General features: G+C 71.0%; 12 protein-coding genes. 4 read left to right on the top strand and 8 right to left on the bottom strand.

The annotated features are described in order from the left end of the window. Positions 1 to 114 precede the first annotated feature (114 nt). Complete coding sequence (locus ABEA82_RS31275; protein ID WP_345665091.1) at positions 115 to 801, top strand: SLATT domain-containing protein; 687 nt, start codon at positions 115 to 117, stop codon at positions 799 to 801. Positions 802 to 825: 24 nt separating this feature from the next. On the opposite strand, the gene cimA is transcribed toward ABEA82_RS31275, so the two are convergent. The 4 genes from cimA to ABEA82_RS31255 all read right to left on the bottom strand — a co-directional run bounded on the left by cimA (position 826) and on the right by ABEA82_RS31255 (position 6,558). Beyond that, a complete protein-coding gene (gene cimA, locus ABEA82_RS31270) occupies positions 826 to 2,430 on the bottom strand; it encodes a citramalate synthase (protein ID WP_345665090.1) in 1,605 nt (534 codons plus the stop codon). Positions 2,431 to 2,729: 299 nt separating this feature from the next. Further along, entirely contained in the window at positions 2,730 to 3,980 is a 1,251-nt protein-coding gene (locus ABEA82_RS31265) for a TolB family protein (protein ID WP_345665089.1), read from the bottom strand. A 203-nt stretch (positions 3,981 to 4,183) separates the two neighbouring features. Then, positions 4,184 to 5,272 carry a branched-chain amino acid aminotransferase gene (locus ABEA82_RS31260; protein ID WP_345665088.1) on the bottom strand — a complete coding sequence of 363 codons (1,089 nt, stop codon included), beginning with the start codon at positions 5,270 to 5,272 and terminating at the stop codon, positions 4,184 to 4,186. Between the two features lie 242 nt (positions 5,273 to 5,514). Beyond that, positions 5,515 to 6,558, bottom strand: coding sequence for a 3-isopropylmalate dehydrogenase (locus ABEA82_RS31255; protein WP_345665087.1), 1,044 nt, complete (start codon positions 6,556 to 6,558; stop codon positions 5,515 to 5,517). Between the two features lie 118 nt (positions 6,559 to 6,676). Between ABEA82_RS31255 and ABEA82_RS31250 the strand changes: the two genes are divergently transcribed. After that, on the top strand, positions 6,677 to 8,254 hold the full coding sequence (locus tag ABEA82_RS31250; RefSeq protein WP_345665086.1) for a purple acid phosphatase family protein: 1,578 nt from the start codon (positions 6,677 to 6,679) through the stop codon (positions 8,252 to 8,254). A 51-nt stretch (positions 8,255 to 8,305) separates the two neighbouring features. Here the strand turns inward: ABEA82_RS31250 and ABEA82_RS31245 are convergent, their stop codons facing one another. From ABEA82_RS31245 to ABEA82_RS31230, 4 genes are all read right to left on the bottom strand, one after another. Further along, positions 8,306 to 8,437, bottom strand: a complete 132-nt coding sequence (locus ABEA82_RS31245; protein WP_345665085.1) for a hypothetical protein — start codon at positions 8,435 to 8,437, stop codon at positions 8,306 to 8,308. A 245-nt stretch (positions 8,438 to 8,682) separates the two neighbouring features. Next, on the bottom strand, positions 8,683 to 9,225 hold the full coding sequence (locus ABEA82_RS31240) for a GNAT family N-acetyltransferase (protein ID WP_345665084.1): 543 nt from the start codon (positions 9,223 to 9,225) through the stop codon (positions 8,683 to 8,685). A gap of 117 nt (positions 9,226 to 9,342) precedes the next feature. Continuing rightward, entirely contained in the window at positions 9,343 to 10,974 is a 1,632-nt protein-coding gene (gene pruA, locus ABEA82_RS31235; RefSeq protein WP_345665083.1) for an L-glutamate gamma-semialdehyde dehydrogenase, read from the bottom strand. 36 nt (positions 10,975 to 11,010) lie between these two features. After that, positions 11,011 to 11,937, bottom strand: coding sequence for a proline dehydrogenase family protein (locus tag ABEA82_RS31230; RefSeq protein ID WP_345665082.1), 927 nt, complete (start codon positions 11,935 to 11,937; stop codon positions 11,011 to 11,013). 190 nt (positions 11,938 to 12,127) lie between these two features. On the opposite strand from ABEA82_RS31230, the gene ABEA82_RS31225 reads away from it, so the two are divergent. Beyond that, positions 12,128 to 13,504: a PucR family transcriptional regulator gene (locus ABEA82_RS31225; protein WP_345665081.1), complete on the top strand. Its 1,377-nt coding sequence runs from the start codon at positions 12,128 to 12,130 to the stop codon at positions 13,502 to 13,504. 13 nt (positions 13,505 to 13,517) lie between these two features. Then, positions 13,518 to 14,162: an HAD family hydrolase gene (locus ABEA82_RS31220; RefSeq protein WP_345665080.1), complete on the top strand. Its 645-nt coding sequence runs from the start codon at positions 13,518 to 13,520 to the stop codon at positions 14,160 to 14,162. Positions 14,163 to 14,302: the final 140 nt, after the last annotated feature.

Raw genomic sequence — 14,302 nt, 5'->3', positions numbered from 1 at the left:
CCGGGGCGGGGATTCCGGGGGGCGGCTGCCCCTACGATGCCTTCTGGCTTACTGCCGTGCGCGGGCCGGCCGGTCCGGGTCGGCGGTCGCAGCAGAAGGGGCGGAGACAGAGGCATGTTCGGAAGACGCAGGGCCGCGGACATGACGGTGTCCGCACTCGCCGAGCTGGACCGGTCGCGTACACGGGCCGACCTGTTGTGGGAACTGTTCCGGCACGCCGAGGCGGAGGTGACGGGGGCGATCGGCTGGTATCTGGCGCGCCGCCGGGGGCCGTCGCTGTGGTCGCGTTCGCTGCGGGCGCTGGCCGCGCTGCTGGGCATCGTCGGCACGCTCACCCCGCTGGTGCACGCGGCGGCCCCCACGACCGTGCAGCCCGAGTGGGGTTTCGTGTTCCTGGCCGGCGGGGCGGGGTGCGTCCTGTTCGACCGGATCTTCGGTTTCTCGGCGTCCTGGACGCGGTACATCCGTACGCAACAGGCCCTCCAGCAGATCCTCAAGAGGGCGCAGTCCGAGTGGGCGCAGGCGTTCCTGCGGACCACCGACTCCCCCAGCGACAAGGAGCAGGCCGCCCTGCTCGGGGTGATCGAGCGGCTGCGCACGGACGCCCAGCGGATCATCGAGGACGAGGGCACGGCATGGGTCGGCTACCTGGCCGACGGCGTGGAGGAGCTGACCCGCTCCACCACCCACGCCACCGGCCAGCGTCCCCACACCGCGGGCCTCTTCCGCCTCGACCGGGCGCCCGGACGGGACCGGGGCGGCGAGGTCCCGGCACCGCGTTCCCGGGACACGGCGATGTGAGACGCGCCCCGGGCAGGTGGCCGGCTACTCGGCCGGATCCACCCCGGCCCGCAGCAGCCCGTAGGTGTACGCGTCCTCCAAGGCCTGCCAGCTCGCGGCGATGACGTTCTCGGCGACGCCCACCGTGGACCACTCGCCCGAGCCGTCCGACGTGGAGATCAGGACGCGGGTCGTCGAGTTGGTGCCGTGCTTGCCCTCCAGGATGCGGACCTTGTAGTCCACCAGCTCCAGCTTGGCGAGCTGCGGGTAGATCTTCTCCAGGCCGACGCGCAGGGCCCGGTCGAGGGCGTTGACCGGGCCGTTGCCCTCGGCCGTGGCGACGATGCGCTCGCCCTTGGCCCAGAGCTTGACCGTGGCCTCGTTGGCGTGGGAGCCGTCGGGCCGGTCCTCGACGATGGCCCGCCAGGACTCGACCTCGAAGTACCGCAGCGGCCTGCCCTGGACCTCGGTGCGCAGGAGGAGTTCGAAGGAGGCGTCGGCCGCCTCGTACGTGTAGCCCTTGAGCTCGCGCTCCTTGACCCGCTCGACCACCCGGCCCACCAGCTCCCGGTCGCCGCCCAGGTCGATGCCGAGCTCCTTGCCCTTGAGCTCGATGGAGGCCCGGCCGGCCATGTCGGAGACCAGCATCCGCATGGTGTTGCCGACCAGCTCGGGGTCGATGTGCTGGTACAGGTCCGGGTCGACCTTGATGGCCGAGGCGTGCAGTCCGGCCTTGTGGGCGAAGGCGGAGAGGCCGACGTAGGGCTGGTGTGTGGAGGGGGTCAGGTTGACCACCTCGGCGATCGCGTGCGAGATGCGCGTCATCTCGCGCAGCCGGCCCTCGGGCAGGACCTTCTTGCCGTACTTCAGTTCCAGCGCCGCCACGACCGGGAAGAGGTTCGCGTTGCCGACGCGCTCGCCGTACCCGTTGGCGGTGCACTGCACGTGTGTCGCGCCCGCGTCGACGGCGGCCAGGGTGTTGGCCACCGCGCAGCCGGTGTCGTCCTGGGTGTGGATGCCGAGCCGGGCGCCGGTGTCGGCGAGGACGGTGGAGACGACCGCCTGGATCTGCGCCGGGAGCATGCCGCCGTTGGTGTCGCAGAGGATCACCACGTCGGCGCCCGCCTCCGACGCCGTGCGGACCACGGACTTCGCGTACTCGGGGTTCGCGCGGTAGCCGTCGAAGAAGTGCTCGCAGTCGACGAAGACCCGGCGGCCCTGCTCCTTGAGGAACGACACCGTGTCGCGGACCATCGCCAGGTTCTCGTCCAGGGTGGTGCGCAGGGCGAGCTCGACATGGCGGTCGTGCGACTTGGCGACCAGCGTGATCACCTGCGCGCCTGACCCCAGGAGCGCCTTGACCTGCGGGTCCTCCGCTGCGGTCGCGCCGGCCCGGCGGGTGGAGCCGAACGCGACCAGCTGGGCGTGCCGGAAGTCGATCTCCTGCTGGGCGCGGGCGAAGAACTCGGTGTCCCGGGGGTTCGCGCCCGGCCAGCCACCCTCGATGAAGCCCACGCCGAAGTCGTCCAGGTGCCGGGCGATGGCGAGCTTGTCGGCGACGGTGAGGTTGATGCCCTCCCGCTGGGCGCCGTCGCGCAGGGTGGTGTCGAAGACGTGGAAGGAATCGTCGAGCTCGCTGGTTTTGGTCATGTCTCAGGCTCCTGAGGATTGGATCTCGGTCGTACCGGAATGACCGGCTCCACCGCCCCCACATACTCCCTCGCGCTCTCGCTCCTGACTGCGGGTGGGCCAGAAAAGCGAAAAACCTCTCGCGGGTGCGAGAGGTCTGCGCGCGGGTCGAGGACGACGGTGTCCGCCCGTACCTGGTCGTACGTGGCGGTCACTGCGGACCGGCGCGCCTGCTGCCAATAATCATGGCGAACGAGAGCACGAGGGCAGTGTGGCACAGCCCCCGCACCTCACTCACGGTTGTCTCAGAATGCGGTCAGTCACGAGAGACGGCGGACGTAGACGTGCGAGGTGTCGTACGTGTCGCCGGGCACGAGGTCGGGCGAGGAGCTGGCGAAGGCGACCTTGCGGCCGTGCCGGTCGGGCACCGGGGCGGACACGCTCTGGTCGTTCGGACCGCCCTCGGTGTCCGCGCTGACCAGGACGGTGCGACCGGTGCGCAGATCACGGAGGTAGGCGCGATAGGTGTAGTCGGTGTCGCCCGGGTCGGCCGAGATGAAGGCCAGGTGCCGATTGTCGGCGCTGAGCTGCGGAAAGGCGGTGAAGGCGGCCGGGTCGGCGGCGTCGATGCGCCGGAGCCCTCCCGTCTTCAGATCCCGGACGAAGACGTTGTGTCCCTTGTTGGTGTCGTCCGGGGTGAGCTGCGAGTCGAGCGAGTTGAAGACCGCGTACCGGCCGTCGGCACTGATCTGCGGGAACTCGCTCTGCCCGTCGGACGTCCTGCCGTCCGGCGCCCGGTCGGCCTGGATCAGCTCGCCGCTCGGCACGTCACGGACCCAGGCGTCGCTCCAGTCGCCCGAGGCGGGGTGCGGGACGAAGAACCGGTAGCCGACGCGGCTGCCGTCGGCGCTGATGGACGGGTGGGTGGCGGCGGTCTTGCGGTCGCCCGGGGCGGGCACCTGGCTGACGCGGACGGCCTTGCCGCTGGTGCGGTCCACGCGGTAGACGCGTCCCCGGACGTCGTCGCCCTGGGTGAACTCGGAGCGCTCGGCGACGAAGGCGACGTAGCGGCCGTCGCCGCTGATGGCGGGCTGCCGGGCGGTGTCGTACCCGGTGTCGACGGTGTCCTTGACGCGCTGGAGGGCGTCGGTCTTCAGGTCCTTGACCCAGATGTGGCCAAGGCCGTCGCCGGTGCCGGTGGCGCTGAAGGCCAGGTACCGGCCGTTGCCGCTCAGGGCGACGTCGTCGACGGGGCCCACGCCCGCCGCGCTGCTCGCAAGCCGGGTCGTGCCGGTCTTCAGGTCGCGCACGAAGGCGTCGGCGGCGCCGTCGGTGTCACCGGCGACGAGGTTGCCGGCACTGGAGACGAAGGCCAGATACCGGCCGTCGGCGCTCAGGCTCGGCCCGCTGGAGGAGGCATTTCCCTCGGAGCCGTCCGGGGCGACGCTCGCCTTCTCGGTCCGTGGCGCGGGCGCCGGTGCCGCGGTCGCGGGCAGCGCGGCGGTGACGCCGAGCGTGACGGCCAGGGCCACTCCGAGCGCGCCGGACGTGGCCCTCCTGGTGCTGGTCATGTACTCCCCCTGTGTTCCCCGCGGTCCCCGTGATCCCCGACCCCCGTGATCCCCGTGGACGCTGCTCCCCCGGCCCCGCGCCGAGGGCTCCTGAAGAGCCAACATCACTACCAGCAGCACGGTCAATCCGCCGAATTGAGTACTACCCGGGCGCACGTTCAGGCCGGGGGTCCGGGGGGCGGAGCCCCCGGGGCCAGGGGTACTCAGCCCAGCTGGTGCATCCAACCGTGCGTGTCAGGAGCCGTCCCCCGCTGAATGTCCAGCAGCGCCTGCCGAAGCCGCAGCGTCACCTCGCCCGGCTCGCCCCCACTCTGCTTCCACTCCGTCCCGGCCCGCTTCACCGTACCGACCGGCGTGATCACGGCAGCCGTACCGCAGGCGAACACCTCGGTCAGCGACCCGTTCTCCGAGTCCCGCTGCCACTGCTCGACCGACACCCTGCCCTCCTCGGCCTCGTACCCGAGGTCACGGGCGACGGCGAGCAGGGAGTCCCGCGTGACACCCTCCAGGATCGACCCGGTGAGCGACGGCGTGACGATCCTGTCCCCGTACACGAAGTACAGGTTCATGCCGCCCAGTTCCTCGACCCACGTGTGCTCCACGGCGTCGAGGTAGCAGACCTGGTCGCACCCCTTCGCCGCGGCCTCGGCCTGCGCGAGCAGGGACGCCGCGTAGTTGCCGCCGGTCTTGGCGTCGCCCATACCGCCGGGCACGGCCCGGACACGGTCCTCGGAGACCCAGATGGACACCGGCTTCACCCCGCCGGGGAAGTACGCGCCGGCCGGGGAGGCGATCACCAGGAACAGGTACTCGTTGGCCGGCTTCACACCCAGACCGACCTCGGTCGCGATCATGAACGGACGCAGGTAGAGGGACTCCTCGCCACCGTGCGCGGGGACCCACGCCTTGTCCTGCTTCACCAGCGCGTCGCACGCCTCGATGAACGTCTCGACCGGCAGCTCGGGCATCGCCAGCCGGCGCGCGGACCGCTGGAAGCGCTCGGCGTTCTTCTCCGGGCGGAACGTGGCGACCGAGCCGTCGGGGCGGCGGTAGGCCTTCAGGCCCTCGAAGATCTCCTGCGCGTAGTGCAGGACCGTGGTCGCGGGGTCGAGGGAGATCGGCGCGTACGGCACGAGCTGACCGTCGTGCCAGCCGCGGCCCTCCGTCCACTTGATCGTCACCATGTGGTCGGTGAAGTGGCGGCCGAACCCGGGGCTGGCCAGGATCGCCTCGCGTTCTGCGGCGGAGAGCGGGTTGGCGGAGGGCTTGAGCTCGATCGTGGGCGTCGTCATGGGTTGATGTCCTTCACCGGTTGTAGTGACGGGCCGCGCTCGGTACTGCTCTGATGGTGACCAGTGCTAGGACGTCCGAGCATTCCCTCATTCCGCGGCTCCACGTTCGATTATCGCCCGGGGGCGGCGGCGGAAGGAACGGGGTGAATCCGGCCCGGTGGTCGATGGTGGCACCCGGCGGGAACATGCGGAAGCCGCCGGGTGCGGATGCGACCCGGCGGCTTGGGATAAGCAGCGGCGGGTCAGCCGGCTACGCGTACGGCGAGCGCGTCGCCGATCTCCGAGGTGGAGCGGGCGGGCTTGCCGGTGCGCTCCGCGAGGTCGGCGGCGACCGCCGCGTCGATGCGGTCGGCCTCGGCCTCGTGGCCGAGGTGGCGCAGGAGCAGGGCGACGGAGAGCACCGTGGCGCTCGGGTCGGCCTTGCCCTGGCCGGCGATGTCCGGGGCCGAGCCGTGCACGGGCTCGAACATGGACGGGAACTCTCCGGACGGGTTGATGTTGCCGGAGGCCGCCACGCCGATGCCGCCGGAGACGGCCGCGGCGAGGTCGGTGACGATGTCGCCGAAGAGGTTGTCGGTGACGATCACGTCGAAGCGCTCGGGCTGGGTGACCAGGTAGATGGTGGCCGCGTCGACGTGCATGTACTCGGTGGTGACCTCGGGGAACTCCTCGGCCACCTTGTTGAAGATGTTCGTCCACAGGTGACCCGCGAAGGTCAGCACGTTGTTCTTGTGGATCAGCGCCAGCTTCTTGCGCGGGCGGGCCTGGGCACGCGCGAAGGCGTCGCGGACCACGCGCTCGACACCGTAGGCCGTGTTCACGGAGACCTCGGTGGCGACCTCGTGCTCGGTGCCCTTGCGGATCGTGCCGCCGTTGCCGGTGTACGGGCCCTCGGTGCCCTCGCGGACCACGACGAAGTCGATCTGCGGCTCGCCGGCCAGCGGGGTGGCCACACCGGGGAGCAGCTTGCTCGGCCGCAGGTTGACGTGGTGGTCGAAGGCGAAACGGAGCTTGAGCAGGAAGCCGCGCTCCAGGACGCCGGACGGCACGCTCGGGTCGCCGATCGCGCCGAGCAGGATGGCGTCGTGCTGCTTCAGGGCGTCGAGGTCGGCGTCGGTGAGGGTCTCACCGGTGGCGTGGTAGCGCCGGGCGCCGAAGTCGTACTCCTTGGTCTCCAGCTTCACATCCTGCGGAAGGACGGCGGAGAGGACCTTCAGGCCTTCGGCCACGACCTCCTGGCCGATGCCGTCACCGGGGATCACTGCGAGATTGATGCTGCGAGACATGCGGGCACCCTACTCCTCGTCCCATGTGATGACACACGGCGTCCGCGATACGGACACGTCGACCATCGTTCACCCGTATGTCGGACCGGTGTTGGGCCTCGCTGGGAAATTGACTCCCATGGAGACTCCCGACTTCGGCATCCCCCGGCGGCTCGCGGACCGGATGAGCATGGCGGAACAGCACGAGTACCTGCGGACGCGCCTGTCGCGGCGGCGCACGCTGGTGACGGCCGGCGCGGTGGCGAGCGGACTGCTGACCGGCTGCGGCTCCGGTTCCGGTTCCGGCCAGGGCGGCGCCACGGCGACCAGGGACCCGTCACCGAGCACGTCGAAGGCCCCTGGCTCCTTCATCACGCCCTTCGGCCGCCACCTCGCCTTCGGCGCCGACCCGAAGACCCAGATGCGGATCTCCTGGCAGGTGCCGCTCGCGGTGAAGAAGCCGTACGTCCGGGTCGGCCTGCGCCCCGACGACCTGGGCCGCAAGGTCGAGGCCGAGCTGCGCGATCTGCACACCCCGGGGCTGAAGGGCGTACGGCCGGCGGTCGAGCAGTACTACCTGCACGCGGCGCTGGACGGCCTGCGTCCGGGCACGACGTACTACTACGGCGTCGGCCACGAGGGCTTCGACCCGGCGTCCCCCAAGCACCGGTCGACCGTCACGACCTTCCGCACGGCACCGGCGAGCCCTCCGGAGCGGTTCGTGTTCACCGCGTTCGGCGATCAGGGCGTCGGCGAGGAGGCGGCCCTCAACGACCGCACGCTGCTGCGCCGGAACCCCGCCTTCCATCTGCACGCCGGTGACATCTGCTACGCCGACCCGACCGGCAAGGGCAAGGAGTCGGACGTCTTCGACGCCGGGCAGTGGGACCGGTTCCTCAAGCAGACCGAACCGGTGGCCAGGTCGGTGCCGTGGATGGTGACGACCGGCAACCACGACATGGAGGCCTGGTACTCGCCGGACGGCTACGGCGGGCAACTCGCCCGCTTCTCCCTGCCGGACAGCGGCTTCGACGCGCGCACGGCACCGGGGGTGTACGCCTTCACGTACGGCAACGTCGGCGTGGTCGCCCTGGACGCGAACGACGTGTCGTACGAGATCCCCGCCAACTTCGGCTACACGCAGGGGCGGCAGACGAAGTGGCTGGACGAGAAGCTCGGCGCACTGCGGGCCGACGCCGCAGTCGACTTCGTCGTCGTCTTCTTCCACCACTGCGCCTACTCGACGTCCACGCACGCCTCCGACGGCGGGGTGCGCGCCGAGTGGCTGCCGCTGTTCGCCCGGCACGAGGTGGACCTGGTGATCAACGGGCACAACCACGTCTACGAGCGGACCGACGCCGTCAAGAACGGCGAGGTGGGCAGGCCGGTGCCGGTCGGCGGGACGACGGATCCGCGGCGGGACGGGATCGTGTACGTCACGGCGGGCGGCGGCGGCAAGGACCTGTACGGCTTTCCCGACGGCGTGAAGGAGAGCTACGAGGGGAACATCGCCGACCGCGAGTCGGTCGCCACGTTCCGGTGGACCAAGTCCCAGGGCACGAAGGCGGAGTCGGTGCAGTGGTCACGCGTGCGCTACCGCGGCTTCTCGTTCCTCTCGGTGGAGGCCGTGAGCGGCGCCGCGCCGAGGCTGAAGGTGTCGGCGCTGGCGTCGGACGGTGAGCGGATCGACCATTTCGAGGTGCGGCGCGGGGCGTGAGACCCCGCACCGCGCCCCGTCGGGCGGCTCCCGGACCAGGGGTGTGACGGCTCAGTGGCCGCTGGACCCGCCGTTGTCCCTGCGGTCGAGGGCGCGCTGGAGGGCGGCGGCGGCGTTCTTGCGGTCGGACTCGCTCGTACGGGAGACGTGGCGGACTCGGCGGCGGACGGTCGTCTCGGCCATGGGAAATCGACTCCTTCGACAGCGTGGAGCGCAGAGAGAGATACGAGACGCCGGAGGGGCGGGGAGCGGTGCCGCAGGGGTTGCCTGCACGGGGCCCGGCTCACGACCGCCATTCGCTTGGTCGAGCGAGACGTTCGGCTCCTACAAAAGTAAGGGAGGTGGGAGCGTCTGTCTCCACAATTACTCGGACTTCCTACTATCTGAGACGGTGGACTGGGTCACACCGCGCTGACCTGCGGCGATCTCTAGAGCACGTCGCCGTCGCGCCAGTCGAAGAGCAGCTCGTGCGCCGGGTCGAGCGGACCGGCGAGGGCGGGCCGTACGTACGTGCTGTCCTCTTCCTCCGGCAGGCGGACGACGCCGTCCCGCGGGCTGAGGGCGTGCACCTGGCCGCGCCAGAGCCGCCAGCCCCGGGAGGTGTAGAGCCGGGCGCCGTCGTCGCTGGCGGAGAGGGCACCGAAGTCGTAGGCGCGGTCGACGACGCGTTCCAGTTCCGCCATGACCCGCCCGCCGAGGCCGGTGCGGCGGGCGTCGGCGCGGACGGCGACGTTCTCGACGTACCCGGCGCGCAGCCACCGGCCGCGGTGCCGCACCCGGCGCATCACGACCGCCCCGTGCGCGGCGAGCCCCGAGGCGTCGTACACGAGGGCGTGCATGCCGCCGAGGCCGTGGTCCCAGTCCTCGTCACCGAAGTCGCCCTCGAAGGCGGCGTCCAGGAGGGCCCGCACGGCGTGCAGTTCGGCGGGGGCGAGGTCGGCGGTGTGGGCGGTACGTACGCGGATGGTCATCCGCCCAGTATGTGAAGGGGCCGGGCGCCTCTCGAACGATTTATGCACCGGCCGGAAGACCGGGAAGACACCGACGGGCCGGGTCCTGGGGACCCGGCCCGTCGGTCACGCGGGGGCTCAGCCCATGTGCGGGTACGTGTAGTCGGTCGGCGGGACCAGGGTCTCCTTGATGGCGCGGGTCAGGGTCCAGCGCATCAGGTTCTGCGGGGCGCCGGCCTTGTCGTTGGTGCCGGAGGCGCGGCCGCCGCCGAAGGGCTGCTGGCCGACGACGGCGCCGGTCGACTTGTCGTTGATGTAGAAGTTGCCGGCCGCGTAGCGGAGCTTGTCCGCCGTGTAGGCGGCCGCCGCGCGGTCGTTCGCGATGACCGAGCCGGTCAGGGCGTAGTCGGAGACGGACTCCATCTGGGTCAGCATCTCGTCGTACTTGTCGTCCTCGTAGACGTGCACGGCGATGATCGGGCCGAAGTACTCGGTGCGGAACACCTCGTTCTCCGGGTCGGTGCACTCGATCACGGTCGGGCGGACGAAGTACCCCTCGGAGTCGTCGTAGGTGCCGCCCGCGACGATCGTGCAGGTGGCGTCCTCCTTGGCGCGGTCGATGGCGGCCTTGTTCTTGGCGAAGGCACGCTCGTCGATGACGGCGCCGATGAAGTTCGACAGGTCGGTGACGTCACCCATCTTGATGCCGTCGACCTCGGCCGCGAGCTCCTCCTTGAAGCCCGAGTTCCAGATCGAGGCCGGGATGTACGCCCGGGAGGTGGCGCTGCACTTCTGGCCCTGGAACTCGAAGGCACCCCGGGTGAACGCCGTCTTCAGGATCGCCGGGTCGGCCGACGGGTGGGCGACGAGGAAGTCCTTGCCGCCGGTCTCGCCGACGAGGCGCGGGTAGGTGCGGTACTTCTCGATGTTGTTGCCGACCGTCTTCCACAGGTACTGGAAGGTCTTGGTCGAGCCGGTGAAGTGGATGCCGGCGAGGTCGCGGTGCTCCAGGGCGACCTTGGAGACCTCGATGCCGTCACCGGTGACGAGGTTGATGACGCCCTTGGGCAGGCCCGCCTCCTCCAGCAGCTGCATCAGCAGCACGGCGGCGTGGGTCTGCGTCGGGGACGGCTTCCAGACGACGACGTTGCCCATCAGGGCGGGGGCCGTCGGCAGGTTGCCCGCGATCGCGGTGAAGTTGAAGGGCGTGATCGCGTAGACGAAGCCCTCCAGCGGACGGTGGTCCAGACGGTTCCACACGCCCGGGGAGTTGGCCGGGGGCTGCTCGGCCAGGAGCTTGCGGGCGTAGGAGACGTTGAAGCGCCAGAAGTCGATCAGCTCACAGGGCGTGTCGATCTCGGCCTGCTGGGCGGTCTTGGACTGGCCGAGCATGGTGGAGGCGGCGAGCGTCTCGCGCCACGGGCCGGACAGCAGCTCGGCGGCGCGCAGGATGATCGCCGCGCGGTCGTCGAAGGACATGGCGCGCCAGGCGGGCGCGGCGGCCAGGGCCGCGTCGATGGCGTCCTGCGCGTCCTGCTGGGTGGCGTTGCGGTACGTACCGAGCACGGCCTTGTGGTTGTGCGGCTGGACGACCTGGAAGGCCTCGCCGCCGCCCATCCGCTTCTCGCCGCCGATGGTGCAGGGCAGGTCGACCGGGTTGTCGGCCAGCTCCTTCAGCCTGGCCTCCAGCCGGGCACGCTCGGGCGAGCCGGGGGCGTAGCCGTGCACCGGCTCGTTGACGGGGGTGGGGACCTGGGTCACAGCGTCCATGTTTTCCGTAACTCCTTACTGAGCGGTGGTTCGGTCTCAGCCCTTGGTGAGCATCGAGCGGGCGAAGAAGCGCAGGTTGGCCGGCTTCTCCGCGAGTCGGCGCATGAAGTAGCCGTACCAGTCGGTGCCGTACGCGGTGTAGACGCGCATGCGGTGGCCCTCGGCGACGAGGCGGGACTGCTCCTCGCCGCGGATGCCGTAGAGCATCTGGAACTCGTACTCGTCGAGCTTGCGCCCGGCCTGGCGGGCGAGCTCCTGGCCGATGGCGATCAGCCGGGGGTCGTGGGACCCGATCATCGGGTACCCCTCCCCCCGCATCAACGTCCGGAGGATGCGGACGTATGCCCGGTCGATCTCGTGTTTGTCCAGGTACGCGACCGAGGCGGGCTCCTTGTACGCGCCCTTGACCAGGCGGACCCGGCTGCCGTTCGCGGCGAGGCGGCGGGCGTCGGCCTCGGTGCGGAAGAGGTACGCCTGGATGACGCAGCCGGTCTGCGGGAAATCCTTCCGCAGGTCCTCGTGGATGGCGAACATCGAGTCGAGGGTGGTGTGGTCCTCGGCGTCCAGGGTGACCGTCGTGCCGATCTCGGCAGCCGCCTCGACGACCGGCCGGACGTTGGAGAGGGCCAGTTCGTGACCGCCGGGCAGGGCCTGCCCGAACATCGACAGCTTCACCGACATCTCGGCGCGGGTGCCGAGCTCCAGTGGTTTCAGCCGGTCGATCAGCTCCAGATAGGCGTCCCGGGCGGCGGCGGCCTGCGCCGGATTGGTGATGTCCTCGCCGACCACGTCCATCGTCAGCTCCAGACCCCGCTCGGCGAGACTCCGGATGACCGGGACGATGTCGTCGACGTCATCGCCCGGGATGAAGCGGTCGACGACCTGCTTGGTCACCGGGGCCGCCGAGATCAGGCGTCGCATCCGGTCGCTGCGAGACGCGGCGAGAATCACGGGACCCAGCACGGGGCACCTCCAGAGCACAACCAACGGATGGCCGGACACCGGACGGATGACGCCCTGGGTACGGCACGGAGAACCACCGTGAAACCTAAGGATCCCTCCGATCGTGGGCCATCGACAGCTGTCACGCATCCGTGCCGCAGATCTCAGACAGATGTATGAAGGCACCTCGGGGGTGCGCGACAATGCCCGCATGACGTCGGAACACCGGGGGGACTACGAGGAGCTGGTCGACGAGATCTCGGAGCTGCTCGGGGCGCCCGCGACCCTGGAGAACCGGGACTTCGAGCTGATCGCCTTCGGCGCCTACGACAGTGAGGGCGACCTCGATCCCTCGGCCCTGGACCCGGTGCGCACCCGCTCGATCCTCACCCGCCGCTCGACCGCCGCCGTCCGGGCGTGGTTCGAGGGGTTCGGCATCACCCGCGCGACGGAACCGGTCCGTATCCCGCCGACACCGGAGGCCGGGGTCCTGCGGGGCCGGATCTGCCTCCCCGTCCGGCACCGGGGTGTGGTGCACGGCTACGTCTGGCTGCTGGACGACGATCCCGGCCCGAGCGAGCGGCAGCTGTCCGCCGCCATGCGGGTCACGGCCCGCATCGGCGCCCTGCTCGCGGACGAGGCCCAGCACGGTGCCGACCTCAGCCGCGAACTGCGGGCGGTGCTCACCGCGGAGCGCGACTGGCAGCGGGACATGGCCGTGGCGGAACTCCGCACCGCCCTCGGCACCCGCGCCGACGGCCCGCACACGGTGGTGTGTGTCGCTCCCTGGCCGTCGGCCGACCCCGACGACGCGCCGTCGGGCCGAGCCGTACCAGGGGCGACAGCGCTGTGCACGCTGCCGTGGGGAGCGGCGGACCAGTGCGTGGCGGTGCTGATCCGCCTGCGCTCGACGGATGTCCTGACCCCGGCGACGACGGCGGCGGGGCGACTGCTGGAGCGGGCGCGCGGGGGGAGCGGATCGGGCGGCACGCCAGGGAGCCGGTCGGGTGCCGTTCCGAGCGGACCGGCCACCGGCGGCCCGGGCGGAGCCTCCTCCGGCGCGTCAGGCGCAGCGGCCTCCCGCGACCCCGGGGGCACGGCCGGCGGACCGGGCGGCGCCGCCCCGCACGGCCCCTCGCGCGGGCCGGCGGGAGCCACTGCGTACGGCCCCTCGCGCGGACCGTCCGCGGGTGTCGCCACCCCGCGCTCCGGCCTCGCCGACCTGGGCGCCGCGTGGTGGGAGGCATCGGCGGCGGCCCGGGCGGCCCTCGCGGAATCCCGGCTGGGGCCCGTCGCCCAGTGGTCGTCGATCGGCCCGTTCCGGCTGCTCACCGCGCTGCCGCCGGACGTGGCCCGCGACCCCGCCGTGCACGCCCTCCTCTTCCCCGTGCACCAGGAGCTCGCCCGTACCGCCGAGGTCTACCTCGACTGCGCCGGCCAGGCCGCCCGTGCCGCCGCCGAGCTGGGCATCCACCGTCAGACCCTGTACTACCGGCTCTCCCGGATCGAGAAGCTCACCGGCCTCGACCTGGACGACGGCGAGGACCGCCTCCTGCTGCACATGGCTCTGAAGGCACACCGACTCTGAGGACCGCCCGGACATGCCTCTGCTGCTGATCGACCTCGACAACACGCTGGTGGACCGGGACGCCGCGTTCCGCGACGCGGTGGCGGCGTTTCTGGCCGAGTACGCACTGCCCGCGCGGGACATCGACTGGGTGACGGCTCTGGACGCGAGCGGGTACACGCCCCGTCAGGAGGTCGCCCGGGCCCTACGGGGCCGGTACGGCGTCGACGAGAAGGCCGTCCGTGTCCTGCTCGACCGGGGAGTGGCCGAGGGTGTCGCCCTGTCCGGGCCGACCCGTACGGCACTCGGTGTGGCGGCCGCGCAGGGCTGGAGGCTGGCCATCGTCACCAACGGCCGTACCGTCCAGCAGGAGACGAAGATCCGGAACACCGGCCTCGACGAGCTGACCCACGGGTGGGTGGTCTCCGAGGCGGTCGGCCACAAGAAGCCCGCGCCGGAGATCTTCCACGCCGCCGCGGCGGCCGTCGGGGGCTCTCTGGACGGCGCCTGGGTGATCGGCGACTCCCCGCACGCCGACATCGCCGGCGCGGCGGCGATCGGTGCCCGCAGCGTCTGGGTGTCGGCCGGCCGGTCCTGGACCGTCACGCGGCACCGCCCCACCCGGACCGCCCACGACGCGGCGTCCGCCATCGAGTCGGTCCTCCGCTCTCCGACGTGACCCACCACGCGATTCGGAACGCGATCCGGAACGCGATCCGCCATGTGATCCACCGTGTGATCCACCGTGTGATCCACAGTGATCAGAACGCATTGTTGAAAACGATTATCAATGCTACGGTCGGCGCATCCCCTTGACCA

The sequence above is a fragment of the Streptomyces venetus genome (genome assembly GCF_039540295.1).
GTDB lineage: Bacteria > Actinomycetota > Actinomycetes > Streptomycetales > Streptomycetaceae > Streptomyces > Streptomyces venetus.
This window is presented reverse-complemented; position numbering and strand designations above follow the sequence as displayed.

Coding starts and splice junctions, on each gene's coding strand:
- ABEA82_RS31240 (WP_345665084.1), bottom strand. CDS start 9,225: ATGACCATCCGCGTACGTACCGCCCACACCGCCGACCTCGCCCCCGCC.
- ABEA82_RS31225 (WP_345665081.1), top strand. CDS start 12,128: ATGACGTCGGAACACCGGGGGGACTACGAGGAGCTGGTCGACGAGATC.
- ABEA82_RS31265 (WP_345665089.1), bottom strand. CDS start 3,980: ATGACCAGCACCAGGAGGGCCACGTCCGGCGCGCTCGGAGTGGCCCTG.
- ABEA82_RS31245 (WP_345665085.1), bottom strand. CDS start 8,437: ATGGCCGAGACGACCGTCCGCCGCCGAGTCCGCCACGTCTCCCGTACG.
- cimA (WP_345665090.1), bottom strand. CDS start 2,430: ATGACCAAAACCAGCGAGCTCGACGATTCCTTCCACGTCTTCGACACC.
- ABEA82_RS31250 (WP_345665086.1), top strand. CDS start 6,677: ATGGAGACTCCCGACTTCGGCATCCCCCGGCGGCTCGCGGACCGGATG.
- ABEA82_RS31255 (WP_345665087.1), bottom strand. CDS start 6,558: ATGTCTCGCAGCATCAATCTCGCAGTGATCCCCGGTGACGGCATCGGC.
- ABEA82_RS31275 (WP_345665091.1), top strand. CDS start 115: ATGTTCGGAAGACGCAGGGCCGCGGACATGACGGTGTCCGCACTCGCC.
- ABEA82_RS31260 (WP_345665088.1), bottom strand. CDS start 5,272: ATGACGACGCCCACGATCGAGCTCAAGCCCTCCGCCAACCCGCTCTCC.
- ABEA82_RS31220 (WP_345665080.1), top strand. CDS start 13,518: ATGCCTCTGCTGCTGATCGACCTCGACAACACGCTGGTGGACCGGGAC.
- pruA (WP_345665083.1), bottom strand. CDS start 10,974: ATGGACGCTGTGACCCAGGTCCCCACCCCCGTCAACGAGCCGGTGCAC.